Annotated in this window: 26 protein-coding genes and 1 pseudogene; 5 read left to right on the top strand and 22 right to left on the bottom strand. The window is 62.6% G+C overall.

The annotated features are described in order from the left end of the window. Window positions 1-146 precede the first annotated feature (146 nt). Window positions 147-422, bottom strand: coding sequence for a type II toxin-antitoxin system RelE/ParE family toxin (locus ACKLNA_RS22080; protein WP_119429842.1), 276 nt, complete (start codon window positions 420-422; stop codon window positions 147-149). Then, the gene (locus ACKLNA_RS22075; protein ID WP_408987095.1) at window positions 422-694 is read right to left on the bottom strand and encodes a CopG family ribbon-helix-helix protein; all 273 of its coding nucleotides are present in this window, start codon (window positions 692-694) and stop codon (window positions 422-424) included. The genes ACKLNA_RS22080 and ACKLNA_RS22075 overlap by 1 nt, the downstream gene beginning before the upstream one ends. A gap of 400 nt (window positions 695-1094) precedes the next feature. Between ACKLNA_RS22075 and ACKLNA_RS22070 the strand changes: the two genes are divergently transcribed. From ACKLNA_RS22070 to ACKLNA_RS22050, 5 genes are all read left to right on the top strand, one after another. Next, the gene (locus ACKLNA_RS22070) at window positions 1095-2441 is read left to right on the top strand and encodes a hypothetical protein (RefSeq protein ID WP_408987094.1); all 1347 of its coding nucleotides are present in this window, start codon (window positions 1095-1097) and stop codon (window positions 2439-2441) included. 35 nt (window positions 2442-2476) lie between these two features. Next, window positions 2477-4711, top strand: a complete 2235-nt coding sequence (locus ACKLNA_RS22065; protein ID WP_408987093.1) for an Ig-like domain-containing protein — start codon at window positions 2477-2479, stop codon at window positions 4709-4711. Between the two features lie 70 nt (window positions 4712-4781). Then, the gene (locus ACKLNA_RS22060) at window positions 4782-5246 is read left to right on the top strand and encodes a curlin (protein ID WP_408987092.1); all 465 of its coding nucleotides are present in this window, start codon (window positions 4782-4784) and stop codon (window positions 5244-5246) included. A 26-nt stretch (window positions 5247-5272) separates the two neighbouring features. Then, complete coding sequence (locus tag ACKLNA_RS22055; protein ID WP_408987091.1) at window positions 5273-6724, top strand: curlin; 1452 nt, start codon at window positions 5273-5275, stop codon at window positions 6722-6724. Between the two features lie 238 nt (window positions 6725-6962). Then, on the top strand, window positions 6963-7154 hold the full coding sequence (locus ACKLNA_RS22050; protein ID WP_408987122.1) for an antitoxin: 192 nt from the start codon (window positions 6963-6965) through the stop codon (window positions 7152-7154). On the opposite strand, the pseudogene ACKLNA_RS22045 reads toward ACKLNA_RS22050, so the two are convergent. From ACKLNA_RS22045 to ACKLNA_RS21950, 20 genes and pseudogenes are all read right to left on the bottom strand, one after another. After that, window positions 7153-7365 (bottom strand): annotated as a pseudogene (locus tag ACKLNA_RS22045) (hypothetical protein); the annotation flags it as partial. The gene ACKLNA_RS22050 and the pseudogene ACKLNA_RS22045 overlap by 2 nt on opposite strands. 94 nt (window positions 7366-7459) lie before the next feature. Next, on the bottom strand, window positions 7460-7651 hold the full coding sequence (locus ACKLNA_RS22040; protein WP_408987090.1) for an antitoxin: 192 nt from the start codon (window positions 7649-7651) through the stop codon (window positions 7460-7462). A gap of 71 nt (window positions 7652-7722) precedes the next feature. Then, a complete protein-coding gene (locus ACKLNA_RS22035; RefSeq protein WP_408987089.1) occupies window positions 7723-8103 on the bottom strand; it encodes a DUF6124 family protein in 381 nt (126 codons plus the stop codon). A 962-nt stretch (window positions 8104-9065) separates the two neighbouring features. Beyond that, the gene (locus tag ACKLNA_RS22030) at window positions 9066-9926 is read right to left on the bottom strand and encodes a CsgG/HfaB family protein (RefSeq protein ID WP_408987088.1); all 861 of its coding nucleotides are present in this window, start codon (window positions 9924-9926) and stop codon (window positions 9066-9068) included. Window positions 9927-9955: 29 nt separating this feature from the next. After that, a complete protein-coding gene (locus ACKLNA_RS22025) occupies window positions 9956-10387 on the bottom strand; it encodes a curli assembly protein CsgF (RefSeq protein ID WP_408987087.1) in 432 nt (143 codons plus the stop codon). Further along, complete coding sequence (gene csgE / locus ACKLNA_RS22020; RefSeq protein ID WP_248738845.1) at window positions 10384-10776, bottom strand: curli production assembly/transport protein CsgE; 393 nt, start codon at window positions 10774-10776, stop codon at window positions 10384-10386. The genes ACKLNA_RS22025 and csgE overlap by 4 nt, the downstream gene beginning before the upstream one ends. Then, entirely contained in the window at window positions 10773-11324 is a 552-nt protein-coding gene (locus ACKLNA_RS22015; protein ID WP_408987086.1) for a type II secretion system protein, read from the bottom strand. Before ACKLNA_RS22015 ends, csgE begins: the two co-directional genes overlap by 4 nt. Continuing rightward, window positions 11299-11673, bottom strand: coding sequence for a type II secretion system protein (locus ACKLNA_RS22010; RefSeq protein ID WP_408987085.1), 375 nt, complete (start codon window positions 11671-11673; stop codon window positions 11299-11301). The genes ACKLNA_RS22015 and ACKLNA_RS22010 overlap by 26 nt, the downstream gene beginning before the upstream one ends. Window positions 11674-11678: 5 nt before the next feature. Beyond that, window positions 11679-12152, bottom strand: coding sequence for a type II secretion system protein (locus ACKLNA_RS22005; protein ID WP_085733232.1), 474 nt, complete (start codon window positions 12150-12152; stop codon window positions 11679-11681). A gap of 2 nt (window positions 12153-12154) precedes the next feature. Continuing rightward, on the bottom strand, window positions 12155-14002 hold the full coding sequence (locus ACKLNA_RS22000) for a secretin N-terminal domain-containing protein (protein ID WP_408987084.1): 1848 nt from the start codon (window positions 14000-14002) through the stop codon (window positions 12155-12157). Further along, window positions 13999-14517 (bottom strand): hypothetical protein, encoded by a 519-nt coding sequence (locus ACKLNA_RS21995; RefSeq protein ID WP_408987083.1) that lies wholly within the window; start codon window positions 14515-14517, stop codon window positions 13999-14001. The genes ACKLNA_RS22000 and ACKLNA_RS21995 overlap by 4 nt, the downstream gene beginning before the upstream one ends. Then, a complete protein-coding gene (locus ACKLNA_RS21990) occupies window positions 14517-15065 on the bottom strand; it encodes a GspMb/PilO family protein (protein ID WP_248738840.1) in 549 nt (182 codons plus the stop codon). The genes ACKLNA_RS21995 and ACKLNA_RS21990 overlap by 1 nt, the downstream gene beginning before the upstream one ends. After that, entirely contained in the window at window positions 15052-15597 is a 546-nt protein-coding gene (locus ACKLNA_RS21985) for a PilN domain-containing protein (RefSeq protein WP_408987082.1), read from the bottom strand. Before ACKLNA_RS21985 ends, ACKLNA_RS21990 begins: the two co-directional genes overlap by 14 nt. A 1-nt stretch (window position 15598) precedes the next feature. Then, entirely contained in the window at window positions 15599-16402 is an 804-nt protein-coding gene (locus ACKLNA_RS21980; protein ID WP_408987081.1) for a hypothetical protein, read from the bottom strand. Then, on the bottom strand, window positions 16383-18089 hold the full coding sequence (locus ACKLNA_RS21975) for a GspE/PulE family protein (protein WP_408987080.1): 1707 nt from the start codon (window positions 18087-18089) through the stop codon (window positions 16383-16385). The genes ACKLNA_RS21980 and ACKLNA_RS21975 overlap by 20 nt, the downstream gene beginning before the upstream one ends. An 83-nt stretch (window positions 18090-18172) precedes the next feature. After that, window positions 18173-18706 (bottom strand): response regulator, encoded by a 534-nt coding sequence (locus ACKLNA_RS21970; protein ID WP_408987079.1) that lies wholly within the window; start codon window positions 18704-18706, stop codon window positions 18173-18175. Window positions 18707-18941: 235 nt separating this feature from the next. Then, window positions 18942-19703 carry a SurA N-terminal domain-containing protein gene (locus ACKLNA_RS21965; protein WP_408987078.1) on the bottom strand — a complete coding sequence of 254 codons (762 nt, stop codon included), beginning with the start codon at window positions 19701-19703 and terminating at the stop codon, window positions 18942-18944. 15 nt (window positions 19704-19718) lie between these two features. Beyond that, entirely contained in the window at window positions 19719-21269 is a 1551-nt protein-coding gene (locus ACKLNA_RS21960; protein WP_408987077.1) for an ABC transporter substrate-binding protein, read from the bottom strand. Between the two features lie 9 nt (window positions 21270-21278). Beyond that, on the bottom strand, window positions 21279-21899 hold the full coding sequence (locus ACKLNA_RS21955; protein WP_408987076.1) for an SCO family protein: 621 nt from the start codon (window positions 21897-21899) through the stop codon (window positions 21279-21281). Further along, on the bottom strand, window positions 21896-22546 hold the full coding sequence (locus ACKLNA_RS21950; RefSeq protein ID WP_408987075.1) for an SCO family protein: 651 nt from the start codon (window positions 22544-22546) through the stop codon (window positions 21896-21898). The genes ACKLNA_RS21955 and ACKLNA_RS21950 overlap by 4 nt, the downstream gene beginning before the upstream one ends.

Raw genomic sequence — 22546 nt, 5'->3', positions numbered from 1 at the left:
CCCGATACGTCCCTATAGGGTTATAGCCCACGGTTGGGTGATTGCCCGGATGCGGGGGGGGGTGAACGGCCCCGGTGTCGCCGCTCAACGGAGTCGGGAGTGTGCTGAATGGATTAACTACTTACGACGCTGCGTAGCGAACGATGCTATCGATCCTCCCGGGTGTGCCACAGGCGCAATAAGTAGATGCTCGATCCTACTATTTCGTACCGCATCTCGTAGTGCCCAACCAGAATCCTGCGCACATCGCGCGGCTCGAACTCTTCCAGGCGTTCACCCAGGCGAGGATTGCCCATCAGCATCATTGGCGCAGCGGTGAGTTGTTGAATCGTTCGCGCGGCGGCCGGTTGATTCACCGCCGATAAAAATTCGTAAAGCCTTGTGAGATCGGAGAGACCTTTGCTGGTCCACTTCAACTCCATCAGCGGGGTACCGCAAGAGGCGAATCGGTACTCAAACTGTCGGCCCATGCCTGTACGGCCTGATGGTCAATGACCCGGCCAGCGTCAACATCGGCAAGCGCCTCAAGCGTCAGCCGGCTGCGTTCCTCTTCTTGATCAATCCAGGCGCTGAGGGCTTGTTTCACAATCCAGTTGCGCGAACGCTCCAAACGCTCAGCCATCAGATCAACCTTTTCAGCCAGTTGCACAGGGACATGTGCAGTCACAGATCGGGTTTTCATTGTTGTAGCCATGTGGAGTTAACTCCTGAAAGTTGAAGGCATAGGTTGCTCACGTGACGGCAACTTATGCTCAGGCTAGCCTCGATGATTGTTTTTGCGTGGCTACGATACAAATTGAATCAAAGTTAATCACAATAACTTAGTACCTGCCACGGCACCCGACGGAATACGGAGGCCACCGCAGGAAAAAACTCCTGGTGATGAGTCATACAGTGAGCGGCTCCCCCACAATCCCCAATCCTGGGGACTGTCGCCCGCTGCCTGCGTTGCAAAAAATCCCCATCCTCACTCGCCAAGCCTTGCGCCATGGGCCTCTCCCGCCCGTTGCCCGGCCGTTGGTATGGAAGTTGTAAAGCCCCTCTGCAACTGACCCACCCCCAAGGGGCAGGCACTTCGATAGAGGGATTAACTCATGCACCCTTTACTGTCCAAAACCGCGACCGTCCTGGTCGTGAGCGCCCTGGCCCAGGGCATTGCCCAGGCCGCTCTGTTCGCCGTCGATGCCGGCCCCTATGCCCCGGCGACCGGCGGATTTGCCAGTTGGTATCAGGACACCCACGGTCGTACGCTGGATCTGTGCCTGTCCAAAGCGCTCAGCTCGCGCGTGCCAAGTACGCCCGGCGCCCCTTCGTACATGTGCTCGCTGATCCCTGCGCCCGGCGTGTTCGACGACACCCAGCCGATCGTCTTCCCGAACAACTTTCCCGACGAAGCGTTCTGGTTCACCGCCGACGGCACCGTTGTCGATGTGGCCCGGGGCATCAACCTGTCCTACGGCTCGGCCGTCGAAGCGGCGTTCAGTGGTGGCGATCCGGTGGAAGGCGACCAGATCAGCTTCGCGCGCATCCGCATCCGGGTCGATGTGCCCACCGCCGGCACCTACGTGATCACTCACCCGTACGGCGTCGAAGTGTTCAACGTGGACACCCCCGGTCGTCGCGCGATCAACATGACCCGCGACATCGGCATCGGCAGCCCGAAAACCTACGACGGCGCGCTCAAGGGTGACGTCGGGCCGTTCCTGCGCAGCGTCAACGGGCCCTACACCGAAACCAATCCGGTGAGCGGCGGCGCCGAACAGTTCGTCGGCGACCCCAACCTTGAAGAGGCCGTGACCGGCAGCCCGTTCAACACCAACTTCCTGCGCATCGAAGGTCCCGGCGGAATCGATCTGCGCACGACGGTGTTTGCGGTCTCCGGCAAGTTGTCGACGGTGGTGCGGCCGACGCCGCTGATCACCGAGCGCAGTACCTACTCGCGCAAACCCGGCGACAGCGCCCCGGTCGCCCAACAGGACGTGTTCGTCAAAGCCCCGCCGGCCCCGGCCACCGTCGCGGTCACCAGCAGCACGCCGGTGCTCAACCTCAAGGAGGCCGACAGCACTGGCAGCTGGTACGCGCAATCGCAGGTCAACCCGACCCTGCCGGCCACCTTGCAAGTGACCGCCGACAACCACCTGGCCATCGCCACCAGTTCACCGACCACCCTGCCCATGGCCCTGACCGACCTGGTGGTGATCCAGCGCGCCGAGTACAGCCTGAGTTCCGGGCAACTGACCGTGGTGGCCTCGACCAGTGACGAAACCTCGCCACCGGTGCTCACCGCCACCTCCGGCACCGGCGCCGCCATCGGTGCGCTTGGCGGTGACGGCGCAGTGAAAACCCTGGCCACCGGGATCTCGCCGATTCCACCGTCCAGGGTCCGGGTGACGTCGTCCAACGGCGGCAGCGATACCGAAGAAGTGGTCATCGTGCAATGAACGCTCACATGCCCAGATCCGCATCAGGAGGCATCATGAACAAGTGGCCACGCTTCGCGCTCAACGCGCTCGGGCTGACAATCTCGCTGACCGGCAGTGCGTTCGCGCAACTGGCCGCCGTCGATCCCGGCCCCTACACCTTCGCCACCGGGAAATTCCCGATGTGGTACCAGGACAACAACCTGCTGTCGATGGAGCTCTGCCAGTCCCGCGCCGCCAGTTCGCGAGTGCCGGCCGCCACACCGCCGGCGTACATGTGCACCCTGCTGCCGGAACCGGGGATTTTCGACGATACGCTGCCGATGGTTTTCCCCGACAACTGGCCACCGGAAGCTTTCTGGTTCCTGGCTGAAACCAATATCCCCAACAACGGTGCAGGTTTTGGGATGGACGCTTACGTCGCCGGGATCGAAGCGGCCTTCGCCTCGGGAAACCCGGTGGACGGTGATCAGCAAAGCTTCGCGCGGATCCGTATCCGGGTGAACGTGCCCGTTGCCGGCACCTACACCATCACTCACCCGTATGGTGTGGAAACTGTCACCGTCACCACGCCAGGCCGGCGCGCGATCAACATCACCAAGGACGTCGGCATCGGTGCGCCGGGCAACTTCAGCGGCGCGCTAAACGGCGCCATCGGACCGTTCCTGCGCAGCATCAACGGCCCGTACACCGAAGTGAACCCGGACACTGGCAATATCGAAACCTTCGTCGGTGACCCGAACCTCACCGAAGCGGTGACCGGCAGTCCGTTCAACACCAACTTCGTGCGGATCGTCGGCCCCTCGGCTGCCGGCACGATTCAGACCAACCTGTTCACCGTCGCCGGCAAGGTCCTCGACAACCGCCAGCAGACCCACGTGGAAATCGACCGTGCCACCTACCGCCGCACGTCGGCCGGTGTGCGTGCCGAAGTGTTCGCCAAGGCCGACAACAGCTCGACGCTGTGCTTTCGTGAAAGCCTGGCGCTGCTGCCCGGCCCACCGCCGACGCCTTGCCAGACCAGCCTGCTGAGCGACAACAACGGCTTGTTTTTCGGCCAGCGCCTGGGCAACGGAACCCTGCCATCAGTGGTGGTCGTGACCGCCACCAACCCCGCCGGTACGACGCGTCCGACCGCCGCGTCGAGCAAGCTCACCGACGTGGTGAAAATCCAGACCGCCCGCTACAGCTGGGCCAATCACAGCCTGTTGATCGAAGCCACGTCAACCGATGAAGTCGCCGTGCCGGACATGGTCGCCCAGGGCTACGGACGCCTGTCGAAGACCGGCACCCTGCAAAAAATCACCGTCGCCGACCTGACCCAGCCACCCGCCACCGTCACGGTCAAATCCGCCGCCGGCGGCAGCGACACCGAGCCGGTAGTGGTCGTCGGCAATGCCCCGGACACTGGAGAAAACCAGGCCCCGCTGTCCGTCGCCGACACCGGCAGCACCAGCTTCGGCGTGCCGATCACCCTCAACGTCCTGACCAACGACAACGACCCGGACGGCAACGTGCCCCTGACCATCACCGCGCTGACCCAACCGGCGGCTGGCCAAGGCACCGTCGCCCTGAACGGCACCACCTCGGTGGTCTACACCCCGCCGGCCGTGGTCAACGCACCGCTGACCACGACCTTCACCTACAAGGCCCAGGACAGCAAAGGCCTGGCCTCGGTGAACCCGGCCACGGTGACCATCAGCGTCGCACCGAACCGGCCACCGACCGCCGTCGCCGACAGCGTCGCCACATTGGGTGTCGCGATCCCGATCAACGTGCTGGCCAACGACACCGATCCGGAAGGCAACGTGCCGCTGGGCGTCGCCAGTCTGACCCAACCGCCGGCAGGACGCGGCACCGTCAGCACGGACGGCACGGTGATCACCTACACCCCACCGGCCACCGTGACCACCGCTTTCACCACGACCTTCACCTACATCGCCCGGGACAGCTTCGGCGCCCTGTCGACGCCGGCCACGGTCACCGTGCAAGTGTCACCACGACCAGCGGCGGAAACCTTCACGATCACCACCTCGACCGTGCAGGCCCGCTCCGGCAACCGCTTCAACTGGGACTTCGCCGGCACCTCCTCGGTGACCACCGGCAACACCATCACCGTGCAGGTCACCACCCCGACCGGGCTGGTCACCCTCGGCACGACGACGGTGCCGGTGACCGGACGCTGGCGGCTGACGCTCAACAACACCAACGTGGTGCCTTCGGCCAACCCGACCGCCACCATCCGTTCGTCCCAAGGCACCGTGCGCACCATCTCGGTGACCACCCTCTGAGCCCACGCCCCACCTGCTTTCGGGCAGGTGGGGCAACGTTCAACGGTTAATGCCCGACAGGATTTTCGCCATGAACAAGTCGACCGCCGCCCTGCTTTGCCTGCTCGCCTTGTGCGGCAGTGCGGGCGTGCACGCCGACGATCTGATGGACAACGACGACCTGGCGCCCAACAGCGCCGATCTAGGTGAACTGCCGCCCCCGGTGGGCCAGCAAGCCCTGATCGACCAGAACGGCCAGGCCAACCTCGCCCTGCTCTCGCAGAACGGTCAGTCGCTGCTCGGGCGGATCGTGCAGTCGGGCAGCAATCAAGAGGCGTACATCCTGCAACAAGGCAGCGACCTGATGGCGTTGATCACGCAAAACGGTTCCGGCAACGCCGCATCCATCACCCAGAACGGCAGCCACAACCGCGCGCAGATTTCGCAAAACGGCAACAACAACGACGCCAGCATCGAGCAGGCCGGCACGGGGCTGCAAAGCGCCGTGACCCAGTCGGGCAACGGCATGAGCGTATCGGTCAAGCAATACCGCTAAGCACTGCAATCATCGGAGAGTTCATCATGTTCAAACTGACGCCCCTCACCGCCGCCATCCTGGTCATGATCAGTGCCCAGGCCATGGCCGACGACAGCCTGTCCAACCAGAGCCAGCTCGGCACTGCCAACATCGCCGATGTAAAGCAGACCCAGGCCCCGTTCAGCAGCGCCACCCAGACCCAACTGGGCCAGGGCAACGACGCCGCCGCCGTGCAAGACACCGCCAGCAGCGTCATCACCCAGGACGCGGTCGGCGACTACAACGCCGCCTATGCCGAACAACTTTACGAAGACAACGGCACCATCACCCAGCAACAGACCGGCGCCTTCAACACCACCCACGCCAGCCAGTCACTGGGCTTCGGCGCCCCCAACACCGCCCTGCAACAGCAGCAAGGCACCGGCAACTTCTCATTCGTCTACCAGGACTCGCAAAACGGCAGCGAAGGCAAGACCTTCCAGTTCGGCGACAGCAACGAAGCCAACATCGAGCAACTGTATGAAGGCAGCGGCAACAGCTCGGTGATCACCCAATACGGCACCGCCAACTACGGCACCGCCGAACAGGTCACCCATAACGGCGGGCAGATCGGCATCAACCAGGCCGGCGAAAACAACTACGCCTACGGCGACCAGCGCAACGGCACCGGCGGCAACATCACCATCAACCAGTTCGGTAACCTCAACGGCACCGAGATCTGGCAAGACTCGCAACTGGCCAGCCAGGCCACCGTCAACCAGTACGGCGACAGCAACGAAACCGTGGTCGACCAGAGCTACGGCGAAAACAACACCGCCGCCGTCACCCAGGTCGGCAACACCAACGCCATCTATGCCGACCAGTTCGAATCGGTCAACTCGACGCTGGCGCTGTATCAAGTCGGCAACGGCAACGTGCACTACACCTACCAGAGCGGCGACGGCCACACACTCAACGCCACCTCCGTGGGCAACGACAACAAGGTCTACGCCAGCAACTGGAAAGGCCCGCAACACGGCGGCCAGTTCGGCAGCAACCAGCGCGCCACCGTCAATCAGGCCGGCAACGGGAACATCGCCAGCTTCACCCAGGACGGCGTCGGCCACGTCATGACCACCCACCAGACCGGGACCGGCAACAAGACCACGGTCAGTCAGGCTGATTCCTACAACGAGCTGTACTTCGACCAGAACGGCAGCGACAACATCCTGATCTCCGATCAACGCGGCACCACCAACCTGGCCCAGGGCACCTCGAACGGCACGGGCAACAGCACCGAATTCGACCAGTCGGGCACCGGCAACCAGGCCTACACCGCGCAGCTGTATGGCAGCGACAACATGATCACCGTGAAACAGGCTGACACCCTGAACGTGGCGTACGTGACCCAGGGCGGCACCGGGAACATTGCGAACGTGGATCAGAGCGGGATGACACAGACCGCGAATATTCAGCAGTTCGGGTCGGCTAACCAGGCGACGGTTTTGCAGCAGTAAGGGTTGGGTGTTGGAAAACCGCGATCTGTTGGGGTCGCGGTTTTTTTACGCTGACGCTTGAGTGGCGTCCTACGGAAAACGGAACGTTTTCAGAAATTCGGGGAGTTTTCTGACGAATTCTGGCGGTTGGCCCTCGGAAGTGCAGGCTCTAGGATTTGCCGGGACAACTTGATCCCCATGGAGCTTGGCCCACATGCAATTCATCCAGACAGCGACGACAGCGATACCCGGAGGTTCCATGATCGACCCACTGTGCCCGGTTGTTTCGGATCTTGATCCTGAGGAACAGTCTGCTAGTTATGATCGTTGGTTTAGGGCCGAAGTACAGGCCTCTCTCGATGATCCGCGTCCGAACATCCCGCATGACCAGGTGATGGCCGAGATACATGCCTTAATGGAATCAATGCGCAAAAGGGCTGATGAGAATTGAGATTAAATATGCGACTTATAGCGGCTCGAGCCTTCTTGCCGTCTGCCTCGTAAAGCCCATGCAACAAAGCCTGATCAGTTAACCGATGGAGGCGAAAATGGTTGTAGAAGGCTTGTCCCAATCGCTGATTATCAAAGGAGCCCATTTCCCACAGGCCCAAGAATTCTGCATAGGTAGCGCTGTCGATTACCAGTGGTGGTGAAAGGTCCATGCGCTCCTCAAAAATAGTTAGTCGTCAGGAAGCAGTAGAGTAGCCAAAATCGGCATTGCGCTTTTCTACTTTTCACATTGCCAACGCAAAGCACTCACTCCGCCTCATGCTTTCTTCGTTTGTCCTCCATCAGGGCCGACATTTCAGCCATCACCTGCGCATTCGGAATGCTGGGTCGTGGGTCATCGATTGAAGCCTGTATTTTGGCAATCAACCACCGGTCGTAGCTGGCGGCCTGCTCTTCGCTTTCGAAGTCTGAAACGATTGTGGAGATCAGGGGATCCATGGCGGCTCCAGTTTGAATGTGAAAAACGCGACCCGTTGCTGGGTCGCGTTTTTTATTGGGGATGTGCTGGATCAGCCCTTCAGCTCGACGTGATCCAAGGCTTGATTTACGGCCAGCTCACTCAACATGAGGATCTGCGCAATACCCAGCGCGGTCTTGCGGTGGGCGGGGTCAAGGGCGGCGGCGAAGTTGCTGAGCATTTCGCTGGCGGAGCCCAAGGATTCGCTTGCGTTGGCGAGCAGGGATTCGGTGTTGTAGGCCGGGTTGGCGAGGTACATCGGGGCGGGTTCGTTGACGCTGCCCATGATGTGGGCGCCGGGGCAGAGGTAATGATCGAGGGCGCGTTCGGCGGCTTCGTGGAGTTTTTTCGAGTTGATGGAGGTGTATGGGGAGGCTGGGTCGGTTTCGAGGCTGGCTGGGTTTTCGGGTGGGTTGGGTGTTGGTTTTTTCATGGTGAATCTCCGATCCTGAAATGAAGCTGGCCCATTCGGTTTCCGAACGAATGGGTGGCAGCTGTACGCAGGCTGGAAACCCGGGGAACGGAGAACCCGGTTGACCCGAAGGTCTCCCGCGCACAGCCGCCATAACGGAGTGCACACTTTTTAAGGTGCGCAAGCATACGTTATGAAAAGCGCTAGTGCGCTCGGTTCTTGTCGGGGTTTCCAATCCCGATCGCTGAATTGGCAGCGACCGAAACAGGCTAGAGCCCGCGCTTCCGACGGACAACCTGAAAACCTTGTGGGAAGGATCATTAAAACAGACACAACTTTTAAACATTCAAGACTGAGACGCGGAGCGTACCGGCTGCATTTCCACGCGGAGCATGGGGACGATCAATGCAAGCGGAAGATCAAGAGCGCCCTCACCCTAGCCCTCTCCCGGAGGGAGAGGGGACTGACCGAGTTGTTTGGGAGAGGTACGCCGACGTGAAATACCGAGTTGCACTCAGGTTTTAAAAACACATACGTCTGCTCAAACCACCACCACCACCACCAACAACAACAAGAGCGACAGGAACAACATCAACAACTACCACTACAACCCGCGGCGAAGCCGCCCCACTCAACACGATGAGCGTTAGCTCGAGTAAAGCTTTTGACGTGCCGGCCCCTTCGGCAGGCTGAGTGGAGGGATTCATCCGGGGTGGGAGCGCAGCGACCGTTCGACGAAGTCGAACACATCGAGAGGAGGTGCAGCGAAGCAAACCGGAGGCGATGCCCCCGGATGAATCCCGGAGCGAAGGAACCCCGAGCCCCAGCGAGGGGCCGAACGCCGGGGCCAAGCGTTTTGGTTCCTTTTGGGCGTTTGCAAAAGGGACTCGCCGTAAGGGCGAAACCGCCAGCCGCAACACCCGAAGAAACGGATATTCACCCAAACCACCCAGAGAACCTGGTCGGCCCTAAGGCCGCCACGTTCACTCAGCCTCAGGATCAACTTTGTTCTGGGTGAGATACCGATTCAAAGTCTCATCCCCCGCAGGCGAAGAATTATCCCCCGCAACCTGCCACAACCGCCGCTCAATCCCCTGCGCCAGCAAATGCCCCACCGCCGCCTCGATCGCCGACAACACACACAACTGAGCCGGCTCGTTAGTCGTGTACCCCGCCTCAGCCTCAAGCAACTTCTTGAACTCGATAAACTTGAACACCCCGGCACTGCGCGCCACCGAGTAAATCGTCTTGCTGGTCATCACATTCGCCAACACCTGCCCGCTACGAACATCCACCGCGCGCAAATTCACGGTCACCTGATCCACCCGGTACTCCCGGGACAGATCGATCCCCAGATACCGCGCCCCTTCCCCGCCGCTGCGCACGTTGGTGTCGTAAGCGATGATTCCGCCCTCAAGCATCATGTTCGCCGCCTGCAACGGCGGCAGCTCGGCCTGGATGTTCACCGGCGTATTCGGCTTCTTCTGCGACGCACGAATGATCTTGCGTTCGGTCAGCAGGTTCTGCAGCCCTTCCCGCTCCAGCACCACAAACCAGCCGCTGGCCTGCAAGGCGTCCATCAACATCGACGCCGCGCCCTGGGTGACGCTGGTGGAAAACGAACTGGCCGGCGTCGGTTTGTACTGCCCGGTCTGGTCACGGAAGCCATACACCACCGCCATCAGCCGGCCCTTGGGTCGCGGCATTTTCAGCAAGTCGTAGTAGGTCGAGGCCCTGGGGGTCAGGGTCGGAGTGTCGGTGTCCTGCTCGGCCGGCATCGGCTCGCGCAGACCACACCCTTGCAATGCCGCCAACATCAGCCCTAGCGCTATTATTCTTTTCATGTCCTGCACTCCCCGGAACCGTCATCCCGTCATGGGTTGAGGCCGTTCACCTGAATTTCCGAAACCTCACCGCTCGCTCGGTCGGTCACTTGAATGCTCAGTGCCCCGGAGTCGTCGATGACGTTGACGATGAAAGAGTCAGTGGACAGGCTCCCCGTGTTGCCGGTGGAGATGTTGTCCAGTAGTTGCCCCAGCAGCCGCGACTGCAATTGGCTGGTGAAGCGTTCGAGCGCCGAAGTGCCGGCCACTGTCGAACGCTTCTTCAAATCGGGATCGTCGAAATCGTTTTGCGCCTGGGCGTTGTTGAGCAGCCAGGTGCCGTTGAGCGGGTTGCCGCCGAACGACGGGTTGACCGGCGTGTACACCAGTTCGGTGGCCTGGACGGCGGCAGCGCCGGCGAGCCCGATCAACAACCCCGGGATCCACAATCCGCGGTGCCGTGAGAACGTTGTCGTGTTCATAGTTCGTCCTTCTCAAGGTCGGTGGTGTCCTGCAACAAGGCTTCCAGCTTGCGCCGGACGACCTCCAGTCGAACCGAGTCGGCGGCCTCGTAGGCCTCGTCCTTCAGTTCCACGGTGTTCGGCGGCAGGAAGCGCCGATACACCAGGCGTTGCTGATATTCCACGGTCACCAGGCTGCCCCAGCGCGCGTCGGGGCGCTCGCGCACCACCAGGTTGAAATCCATCGGGCTGGTGTCGCGCAGGCGTTCGCTGAACGAGTAGTAAAAGTCGTGGCCGATGTGCGAGATCGTGTCGTCGACGATGAAGCCCATCATTTCGTCTTCCTCGGCGGCGCACGCGCAGCACGCCACAACAGTGAGGAGCAACGCGCACCACCACTGGCGGCTCATGGCTGCAACGCCTGCGGCAGGGCCGACTGGCCTTTGACCGGGGTTCCATTGCCAGGGCCGGTGCCATCGAGAAAGGCTTTTTCGGCGACGAACTGCCAGTCCGAATAACGCTGCATGCCTTCGAAATCCGACCATTGCGACGGGAAGTCCGCCTGCTTCAACGGCACCTCGGTGGACGGGCTGTTGATGCCAGTGATGCGTCCATCGAAACCCCGTTGCAACGCCCATTCGCCGCCGCCAATTGGGTCGGGATAGAGCTGGCGCAGGTGATGCCGTGGCTCAGGAAAACGTTCGTCCTGCAGCAGGTCAGCCAGGTCTTTCGGGTACTGCGCCAGCCCCGGCGAACTGCGGTAGTAGCTGCGCAGCGCCTGGGCGTACTGGGTGCCGACCCACAGCAGTTGCTTCTCGCGATCACGCCGCGAAACCGTCGACCACAACTCGCCGGCACTGGCCAGCCCCATGCCCATGATCACGATCAGGAACAGCACGCCCAGGTAGGTGAACCCGCCCTGCTTCGCGCGCTTACCACTCGGAATACTGGCTGCCATCACGCGCCCTCCCGGTAGCACCGCTCTTGATGTCGGCCACGCCGCCCGCCACGCCGTCCGGCGGCGCGATCAGCACCCACTGGTCTTTGCGCTCGGTGATCGGGTCCAGCGGCGCGTTGCGCAGGTAGCGCAGCTCCACCAGTTGTTCGATGGAGTCGGGATAGCGTCCGGTGTCGCCGTAGTAGTGATCCAGTGCCTCGCGCATCGCCGACAGGCTCTGGCGCAGGGTGGTTTCCTTCGACGCTTCCAGGCTGTTGAAGTAGCGCGGCAGTGCGATGGTCATCAGGGTCGCGATGATCGCCATCACCACCATCAGTTCGAGCAAGGTAAAACCCTTTTGCCGGCGCATGAGAGTCACCACTCGCGGTAAGCGATGCCATTGAGGCCACGGCCCTTGGCGTGGGAGTAGACGTCGAACACGTCCTCGCCATCGCGCGGGTTCTGGGCCGAACTGTCGTAGGCCCGCAGGCCCCAACCGCCGTTGTCGTCACGTTTGGCCGGCACCAGCGGATCACGGGGTATCCGGCGCAGAAAATAGAACTTGGCACCCTTGGCACTGCGCACGTCGCGCACGCCTTCGACCAGCACTTTGAGATTCGGCGGGTAGCCGCTGCTGTTCAGTGACTTCTCGATGTAGCCGGCATCGAAGGCCCGCTTGTAGGCATCGATGCCATCGCGAATCTGATACAGCGCGGTGCGCAGTTCCTGCTCCTTGCCACGCCGTACCAGGGTCTCGGTCAGCGGCGCGGCCATGCCGGCCAGCAGGCCGATCAGGGCCAGCGTCACCACGACTTCGATCAAGGTAAAACCGCGCTGGGAGGCGTTCATGATCAAGGTTTCTCGACTGTGACACGGGTGGTTGCCACGGCGGCATCGCCGATGGCGCGAGGCTGCGCAGCCGGGGTTGGCATCGCGTAGTTCTGCGAACGATCCGGCGCCTGGATGTGCATGCTGGTTTCGGTGCCGGTGGGGAACTCCATGTCCGACGGGCTCTGGTACGGCAGGTTGCGCACGATCCGTGGGGTGATCGACAGCACCAGTTCCGACTTGCTGACGTCGTCGCGGTTGCTGCCGAACAAGCGGCCCAGACCGGGAATGTCACCCAGGCCAGGAATCTTGTTGCCGGTGCTGCCATGGTCGTTGCGCACCAGCCCGGCGAGGATCTGGGTTTCACCATCGTGCAGGCGCAACGTGGTCTGGGCGTTGCGGGTGTCGACCTGGACCGGAATGGTGCCCTGGCGGGTCGGCTCCAGCGACGTGGCGTTGCTGACTTCCAGCGCGACCTTGATCGCCACTTCGTTGTTCAGGTGCACGGTCGGCTGCACTTCCAGCTTCAGACCGACATCGAGATAGGTCACGCTTTCAGTGATCACCGGGCCTTGGGTCGACGGCACCGAAGTGGCACTGATGATCGGCACGCGCTGACCGATGTGGATGCGCGCCTGTTCACGGTTGCTGACGCGGATCACCGGACTGGCCAGGGTGTTGATGTCCTTGTCGGCGGCGTTGATCTTGGCCTGGGGTGCCGGCGAAATGGAGATACGGCTGGAGTTGATGCCCTTCAGTTGATCGAGCACTGACGCCGGTTGACCGTTGCTGTTGAGCACGCCGAAGGTGTTCGGCCACTGCAGCCCGAGGTCGAGAATGCGCTGGCGGGCGACCTCCATCACTTCCACTTCCAGCACCACTTCGGGGTTGGACTGGTCCTGGGATTGCAGGAGTTTTTCCGCCATGCGAATCGCGTCTTCGGTGTCGCGCATGGTCAGGGTATTCAGGCGTTCGTCGACGAACACGTCGCGGGTCTTGAGCATGGTCTTGATCATGTTCAGCGCGGTATTGGCGTCGATGCTGGTCAGGTAGAAGGTGCGCATCACCAGCTCTTGATAATCCTTGAGCTTCTGCGGCGAGTCCGGGTAGATCAGCAAGGTGTTTTCGTTCACCACTTTCTGGTGCAACTGGTTCTGTTGCAGCAGCAAGGCCACTGCGTCTTCGATACGCACGTCGCGCACGAAGATCGTGGCTTTCATGTCCGGGCGCAGGTCTTTGTCGAAGATGAAATTCAACCCGGCGACCTGGGACAGCACTTCGAAAATGGTCTTGAGGTTGGCGTCACGAAACTCCAGGGTCACCGGACGATCGAGCCGGGTGCGCAGTTGCGGGTACTGGACCACATTGCGGCTCTGCACCAGACGGATGTTGGCTTGCAACTCGGCGGCGCCTTCGTTGGTCGGGTCGAGTTCGAGGATCTGCTTGACCTGACGGTCGGCGCCGTAGATGTCGCCCCGGCGCAGGTCGCCTCGGGCCAGTTCAAGCTTCTCGTCCATGCTGCGCAGGTAGTCGATCTGACGCAGTGCATCCTGGGCGCGGCGGTTGTTCGGTTCGATGGTCAGCACCCGTGCGTAGGCAATGCGCGCCGAGGCAAAATCCCGCCGCGAACGGTCGGTGTCCGCTGCCGTCAGCAAGGCCGTGATGGCCTTGGCACGGCCCTGATTGAGCGCCAGATGCAGCTCGGTATCCCGTGGATTTTCCCGCAAGCCTTCTTCGATCCGGGCCAGGCCCGCCTCGTACTGACCCTGTTCGATCAGGTCGGCGGCCTCTTTGTTGGCGACCTGCGCGGAGCTGCACGCGGCCAGCCCGGCAACCAGGCCGAGGCTCATCAGCAAACGGGAACGGTTCATTGCGTACTCCCCACAGACAAGGTCTGCGACAAATGCAGTGGCAGGTAGACCAGGCTCAGTTCCGCGTCGGAAATCGCCGCGATCTTCCAGGTGTCGTCGATCACATCCCCGTTGCGCACGACGTAGATTTTTTCGCCGTCCTGCAAAAACACTTGCAGGTCGCTGCGGTCATGCAGGCGGCCGACGAACTGGAACGGCACCGGTGGCAGGCTCGGGGCTTGCACCACCGGGGTCGGGTTGACGGGTTGTTCGGTGACGCTGGCCAGGGTCGGCGCGGCCTTCCAGGACTTGGCGGCAAACAGGTCGCCGGCCGGGCTCAGGTCCTTGATCGGCGCCGCACTCGCCTTGGCTCTGCTGGCCGGCAAAGCACCCCGGGCGGTGGCTTTGGCCGGGGTCGAGACGGCGATGTCAGTGGCGGCCGCGTCGTCGCTCGGCGAAAAATACTCGGGCAACCAGGCCAGCGCCGCCGCCACGCCGAAGAACGCCACCCACCCTGTTACGCGCTTGGTGTTCATCACGACCTCGACAGGTAAAGGGTCATACGGATCCGGCCGTTAAGGTCGGTGTCGGCGATCTTCTTGCGCTGGAACTCGACGTCTTCCACCACCACTGCCGGCAACTGGCCGAGCAAGGCGTGCAGGAAACGGCGCAGTTGCGGGTAGCTGCCGCGCACCGGCAACAGGATCTGGTAGCGCGCCAGATGAGTCTTGGGATCGACGCCGAGGGCATATTCGCCGCGCGCCAGGGTGATGTGTTCCTGCGCGGCCAGGGCGTAGATGCGGTCAATGGCGACGGTGGCTTGCGGCTGGGCCGGCAGCTTGTTGCGAAAATCATCGAGCTGACGCTGTGGCACCACCGGCGGGGCAATGCTGCCGTCTTCGACCTTGGCCAGGTATTCGGTGGCCTCCTGGGTCTGCTGGCTGAGCTGTTGCAGCGATTGCCAGCCCGGCAGCAAACCACCAAGCGCCCAGGCGACGCTGATCAGCAGCAGCGCCGACCCGGCCAAACCTGGAACGCCGAGGCCTTGCAGGTATTCGTGGACGATCAGTCTAGGGATTCGCATCGCCCATCTCCCAGGTTGCCGACAGGTTGAACTGCACCGGTTGCTCCGGTGATTTGACGACGATTTCGTGGCTCAGCAGCGACACGTCGGACAGCTCGTCGCTGGCCTCCAGGCGCTTGTGGAAATCCAGCATCGCTTGCAGATCCCGCGCTTCGGCGCTGATCCGCACCTGCCCCTTGCGCGCATCCGGGGTCAGGGTCAGCAAGGCGATGTCATCGCGTGGCATGGCTTCGAGCATGGCGAACAGGCGTTCCCAGGGGCGGCGCAGTTGCTGCGAGACCTTGCGCATTTCCGCGAGGTTTTGCGCCTGCTCGCGGGTTTCCGCCGGGCTCAGGCTGGTCTTGGCACCGCTGTCGCCGGTGAGCTGGCGCTGGGTGTGCTGCAAGTGACCTTGCTGCTGTTCGGCCTGATCGCCGAGGTGCTGCTGCACGCCGAAGCACACCAGCGCAAGGAACACACCGCCGCCGAGCAGGCTCCAGCCCAACGGGCCGGAACGCGGACGGGGCTGGAAGTCGAGGTTCAGGGCGCGCATCTCAGGCCACCGCCCGGGACATGACGTACAAGGCGTCACGCACGGTCATCGAGTCGTCTTCAAGGGTGCGCAGGTGCACCCCCGCTACATCCGGTTGCGCATCGAGGCGCGCCGGGGCGTGCAGATAAACGTTGAAGGCGCGTTCGCTGGTGGAGGCTTGCAGTTGCCGTTCGCGACCGATCAGCGCCGTCAGCGCCGCGTCACTGTCGCTGCCGCCCACCGAGCGCACCGATGCCCAGCGCCCTTCCCTTGCCAATAGCAACACGCTGCGTTGCGGCTCGGCGACCACGAACAGGAAGTCGCCGGCATCGAGGCTTTTGTCGAAACGGTTGAAGGCGCTCATCAGGTACGGCTGCACCGAACGCAGACGCAGGTTGCGACCGCCGACCAGTGTGCGCAGGCGTTCCAGCAAGTCCTGCGGCAAGGCACTGGCGATCCGGTCGTGACCGGCCGGCTCGGCGGACAACACCAGACTCCAGGGTTGGGTCGGTGCGCCGAACAGGTCTTCGAAACACAGCTGGGCGAAGCCGCGCAGTTCTTCAGGGCTGCTGATCTGCTCGCTCCACGGCACCAGGCAGAAACGGCTGAAGTGCCCGGAGATCACCACGCTGAGTTCCGAACCTGCGCGGGCGTGTTCGCCGAGCAGGCGGTCGAGGGTGTCCAGCGCCACTGTGTAGCTGTGGAAGCCTTCGTCGATGTAGCCGACGCTGCCCAGCCACAGGGTTTCGCTGCCCCGGCGCTGGCCGAGGCCGACACCGCTGGCGCCGAGCACGGCGACAAATTGATCACGCGATAAAAGTGACACGATTGATCTCCTCCAGCGTGGTCCGACCGTGCTCCACCAGCTCCAGCGCCGATTCGCGCAACAGACGCAAACCACGGGAACAGGCCAGGGCCTTGATCCGGGTGATGGGTTGGCGCTCGACGATCATCTGCCGCAGTTCGTCATCCAGGTGCAGCAGTTCGGCAATCGCCGTGCGTCCGCGATAGCCGCTGCCCCGGCAGTGACCGCAGCCTTTGCCGTGGACGAAGTGGTAATGGCCGACCTTGTGCGGGTCGAGGCCGGAAGTGCGCAGTTCTTCATCGCTCGGTGTGGCCGGTGCGCTGCATTGGCTGCACACCAGACGGATCAGGCGCTGGGCAAGAATTGCGTTGAGCGCCGAGACCAGGCTGTAGGGGTCGATTTCCATTTGGGTGAAGCGGCCAATCACGTCGAACACGTTGTTGGCGTGAATGGTGGTGAAGACGAGGTGCCCGGTGAGCGCCGATTGCACGGCAATCTGCGCGGTGTCCGGGTCGCGGATCTCGCCGACCATGATTTTGTCCGGGTCGTGACGCAGGATCGAACGCAGACCTCGGGCGAAGGTCAGGCCCTTTTTCTCGTTGACCGGAATTTGCAATACGCCCGGCAACTGATATTCCACCGGGTCTTCGATGGTGATGATCTTGTCCACGCCGTGGTTGATCTCGGTGATCATCGCGTACAGCGTGGTGGTCTTGCCGCTGCCGGTGGGACCGGTCACCAGCACCATGCCGTAGGGTTCGGCGGCCAGACGCCGCAGCTGGCGCAGGGTTTCGTCTTCAAAGCCCAGCGCCTGCAGCTGCACACCGCAGACCTTGTCGGCCAGGTCCTGTTTGTCGAGCACCCGCAGCACCGCGTCTTCGCCGAAGATGCTCGGCATGATCGACACCCGAAAGTCGATCTGCCGGCCGCTGATGCCGATCTTGAAGCGACCGTCCTGGGGCACGCGTTTTTCGCCGATGTCCAGCTCGGCCATGACCTTGACCCGGGAAATCACCTGTTCGGCGAACTCGCTGCCCTGGATCTTGCTAATGTTGTTGAGCACGCCGTCGATCCGGTACTTGATCACCAGGCCGTTGCTGGTGGTGCCGAGGTGGATGTCGCTGGCGTGCATTTTCAGCGCGTCGTAGAGGGTCGAGTTGACCAGTTTCACCACTACGCTTGAGTCTTCGCTGATGCTGGTCAGCGACAGGCTTTGCAGGGTATCGACCTCACTGCCGGCATCGGCCTGGGCGTTGAGCGATTCGACGGCGTGGAAGCTTTCTTCATGGCGGGCCAGATAGGCCTTGAGGTCGTCGGCGTGCACCAGATACAGCGGCGCGCCGTGCAGGCATTCGTCGATCCAGGCCAGACGTGCGGTGTCAAAGGGGTCGGCGAACACGCCGATGACTTCGTCGTGATGCCGCAGCAGGATGAATTCACGTTTGAGGCATTGTGCGAGGGTGACCCGGTCGAACACCGGGGTCGCTTGAAACAGCGTGTCGGTGTCGAGCACCGGGTAATGCAGGGTGGCGCCGAGACTGGCAATGAACGGCATCGGCGCCAGTTCGCAAAGGACATTGAGGGCGTCGAGCACCCGTTCCCCGCAAGTGCCGGCCCGCGCCCGGGCCTGGGCCAGTTGTTCACTGGAAAAGCGTGTCGGAGCACACGCAGGCTGCAACGCATCGACGACAACGGACAGACGTTCCATGGCTTGCTCTCCAACACCCGGGGCGTGAGGCCCTGACGGCGCGGGAGGCGGGTTCGGCGAGTGCCGGAACGTCTATCGCGCCATTACTCCCCGGTGAGCATTTGATCGTCGTCCGGTGCCATGGCCTCCGACCGGTTTCGTCGGCGGTCCGCCAGCACCCAACTGCCATCGTACAACTGCAACGGGAAGCTCTCGGTCCTGCTCTGGCGTCGTTCGACGAAGCCTTCGGATTGGCTCGCACCGGGTTTCGCTTCGCGCTGGATCCCCAGAAGGTCGCAGACAGCTCGGGCCAGTTCCGCCAAAGGAAACGGTTTGAACAGGATGTGACTGACCCCCAGTTGCCGCGCCCGCTCACAGACTTCAGCGGTCGGGTGACCCGTTATCAGCACGAAATGACACGCCCTGTTCTGGCGGACCGCGTCGAGCACCTCGAACCCTTCCATATCGGGCAAGCGGTAATCGAACACCAGCACGTCGGGAGCGAAGGTCTCGGCCTGGCCGATTCCGTCTGCGCCGTCATGTGCAATCCGGACGTCCAGCCCTTGCGCCGACAGGTAATCCTGAAGGTTCTGTGCAAGCAGCAGTTCGTCTTCGACAACCAGTACTTTGTTAACCAAGGTGAACTCCTTGCAGCTACAAATCCGGCCTATTCACATCAACTGCCCGAACCTGCTGGAGTGCGCCTCACAAGAGGTAACGCACACTTCATGCCAGGCCGAGTGCCGGTAAATTTTGGTCTTCATGTCCTTGAATTTGATGACAATGCCCGCTCGTCCCGGTCCCCCGTTCCCCAGAAACGGGGAAGCACCTGAATGGGCATCGAAGCCATTCCCCACTATTGGGGGGGAACCTTCAATCGTCGTCAATTCGTTCGATCCTGTTCTGCGCCCGCAATTGCGCGAGCACCTGGCGACGAGCCAGGGCCTGTTGCTGTCGGGCACGCTGTACCCGGACTGTTGCAAGCCCCTGCACCTCTGGGACATCGGCTGCCTCCAAGTGGTTCGGCAAATAAATCAAATGCCAGCCGAATGGCGAGCGCACGGCATCGCTGGCGAACGTTGCGCCCTCGACCACGGAGGCGCGCATCTGCATCAAGCGTAGACGCGCCGCCGCGTCTGTGGCGGCATCGGCGTCCGGCGCCACCCGAACCAGCAGGTGCCGTGCCTGCAAGGTATTGGCGCGGATCAACGCGGCAAACATCTGCTGCGCCGCCAGCTCACGGCGGGTGTACTCGGTGAACGAAGCTTCATCGAACCCCGCATCCTGCAAACGCCGCAGGAAATTGTCGCGACCACCGATGGCCACGCGAATCTGCTCGACCTGTTGCTGCACTGCCTGATCGTCAATCTTCAGGCCACGTTTTTGCGCCTCCTGCCACAGCAGTTCCTTGTCGATCAGCGTGTCCAGCGCCGCTTGACGCAGTTGTTTATAGGCCTTGGGACTGCGAATGCTCGCGACGGCGCGGCCCCGGTCTTCCAGGTACTCGGCGAAAAACCGCTCCAGGCGAAACCCGGAAATCACCTCGCCGTTGACCCGCGCCGCCACCGTTTCCGGATTGGCGAACGTCATCGGCAACCAGCACGCCAGCAGCCACAACACGCTTTTGAGCTTCATGATCAAGGCCTCCGTTCAGGGGCTCGCGAGAATCGGTTTGTAGGGCGCGACCAGGTAGAAGCGCTGATCGGGCAAATCGACGGTGACCACGTGCGCCCCGCTCAGGCCCGAACGTCGTCCGGGGCCGAAGCTGAGGCGCGGGGTCAGGCCGGTGTCGAAGTCGTGCAGGCCTTCGAGGGCTGTCACCATTTTTTCGCGGCTGGCGTCGCGCCCGGCCTGCTTCATGGCTTCGCTGAACAGCAGCATCGAGGCGTAGGCGCCGACTTGCAGCACCGCGTGCTGCGCGCCGAGGCCCTGATGTTCGCGCAGCAGGGTCAGGGCCATGCGCCCGGCCTGGGTCCAGTCGCTGGGTACGAAGGGATAGGCCAGGAAGACGCGCCGGGAAAAGCCCTCGGGCACTTGCATCAAATCACCCGCCACCTGCCCCGACGTCGCGAACAGATACGGCACCTGCCCGGCCTGCTGCAGCCCAGCCGCCAACCGACTGAAACCGCTGCCGCTGCCCAGGTAGAACACCGAACGCGAGCCCAGCGGCAAGCTGTCCGCCGCCGGATCGTAGGCCTGTAGCCGGACCTTTTGCCAGCCGTGATCCTGCAAGTATTGCCTCAACGTTTGCGCCGCTTGCATCTGGGCCGGATCGTCGGGATACGTGATCAAGGTCGGCCCTTGCAGCACTTTCAGGCTGGCGGCGGCGTAGTCGGCCAGGGCGATCAACTGCTCACGCAATCCCGGCAGCGGTTCAAAGATCTGCGCACTGGCCTGCACCGACCCCATCAAGGACAAGGGCCCGATCAGCGGCAGACCGGCCTGTTCCAGGCGCGGCGCCAGTTCGTTGTCCAGCGCCGGGGCCAGCGGAGCGATCAGCGCAAAGACCTTTTCCTCGTCGATCAGCCGTTGCAGGGCCTGCTCGGCGCTGGCGCGATCCGGGCCGGGATCGATCACGGTCAGACGCAGTTGCCGGCCATGAATGCCCCCGGCCTGATTGATCCGCGCCACGCTGCCGTTGAGCACCGCCGCGACGGTGGCGCCCTCCTCGGCCAGCGGCCCCTGACTGGGCAGCAAAGTGCCCAGGTGCAAGGACTGGTCATCGAGCCCCGGATCGCGATCATCGGCCAGGCGTTTGAGATAAGCGGTGAGGTTGCGCTGATCCTTCATCGACAGCAGAAAGCGCGGCATGCTCGGGTCGAGCCGATTGTTGCCGGGGTCACGCCCCTCCTGAATCACCCGCGCCAGGCTGCTGTCGGTGTACGCCGGGTAGCTGCGCCCGTTGACCCGCTGCTGACCGTGGATGCTGGTCAGCCGTGACCAGTTCAGCTCCGGCGGCCGTACCCCGCCTTCAGGCCGGCCAAGGCCGTCGGCGCCGTGACAGTTGGCGCACGGCAGACTCGTGGCCGGCAGCAACACGTCCGCTGCACCGACCCGCGCCATGATCGCCTCGCCGCTGGCCGACAGGCCTTCGCGATACAGGCGCTTGCCGGCACTTTCTTCATCGGTCAGCGGCAATGCGGCCGCGCCGAGGCTGGCGCCAGCGAGCAGGATCAGGGCGAGGACGCGGCGCAGGCTCATGGCGCGGACTCAGCGGCCGGCCACGGGCATTGTCAGCAACTGCAAGCGCTGGGCAATGGCGGCGGCCGGGGCGTCGGGGCGGATCTTGCTCCAGCGTTTGTTGGCGACATCGCCGACGATCAACTGGGTCGAATGCTGCTCCGGCGTCGGCACGATCTGGCCGATGCGACCAAGCACCAGATCCATCTGCGCCTTGTCGCCGGTAAGGAAAAGCCAGTGAGGGTCATCGGCGCCCTGCTTCAAGGTGTAAGCCTTGAGCACCGCCGGCGTGTCGCGCAGCGGATCACTGGTAAGGGAAATGAAAGTGACGCCGTCAGCCTTGTCGCCCAGCAGCTCGCGGACTTCCTTGAGCTTGCGGGTGATCAGCGGACAGGCATCGTTGCAACTGGTGAAAATGACGTTGAGCAACACCACGCGATTTTGCAAGGCATCGCTGTAGAAGCGCTGAGTGTTGCCGTGCTGATCCAGCAACGGCGTGTCGGTGAACCAGGTCTTTGCATCGTGGGTGCCTTTGGCCGGCGCAGTGGCAACCGTTACCGGGGCCTCGGGCGCATGACCTTCGTGGGCGAACGCCACGTTGCCGAGAATCAGGAAACAGATTGTCAGGGAGATCCAGTCGAGCATTCTCATGGCTGTTGCTCCATGGCAATTGCGGTGTGTCTGGCGTGGGTGCGCAGGCCGCTGAGTTTTTCCACTTCCTTGGCCAACAGCGCCGGGTCGGTGAAGCCGTAGTAGCGCATCCAGTGGCGGCTGTTGCCGTCACCGACGAGGATCAGCGGCTGATGATTCTTGAAGTCACCGCTGAAACTGCCGAGGCCCTTGAGGGTGGCGTTGATCGACTGAGGTGAACCGGTCAGCCAACTCCAGCCCGGCCCGCGCTGGAAAGAGCGGGCGTAATCCTGCAGGCGTTTCGGGTCGTCGCGCTGCGGGTCGATGCTGATCGACACCAGTTGCACTTCGCCGCCGACCCGCGAACCCAACTGTTTCTGCACCTTGCCCATGATCGACGAGACCACCGGGCAGACCGTGGTGCAGCTGGTGTAGATGAAGCTCATGACGACGATTTTGTTGTGCACCAGATCCTGCTCCAGATGCACGGTCTTGCCGTTCTGGTCGAGCAGCGGCACGTCGGCGAATTTGACCTGGGTGTGTTCCTGGGTGCTGGCGGCCGGCGCTTTGTGCCCAGAGTGTTCGTCCGCCGAATGGGCCCAGGCCTGATGAATGCCGGCGGCCAACAGACACAGAGTCAGCAGGCCGGATGATGTAAATCGGTTCAT

It is taken from the genome of Pseudomonas sp. UV AK001 (assembly GCF_046097675.1).
Classification (GTDB): domain Bacteria; phylum Pseudomonadota; class Gammaproteobacteria; order Pseudomonadales; family Pseudomonadaceae; genus Aquipseudomonas; species Aquipseudomonas kribbensis.
Note: the sequence above shows the minus strand (reverse complement) of the source record. Positions and strands in the feature narration are given on the sequence as shown.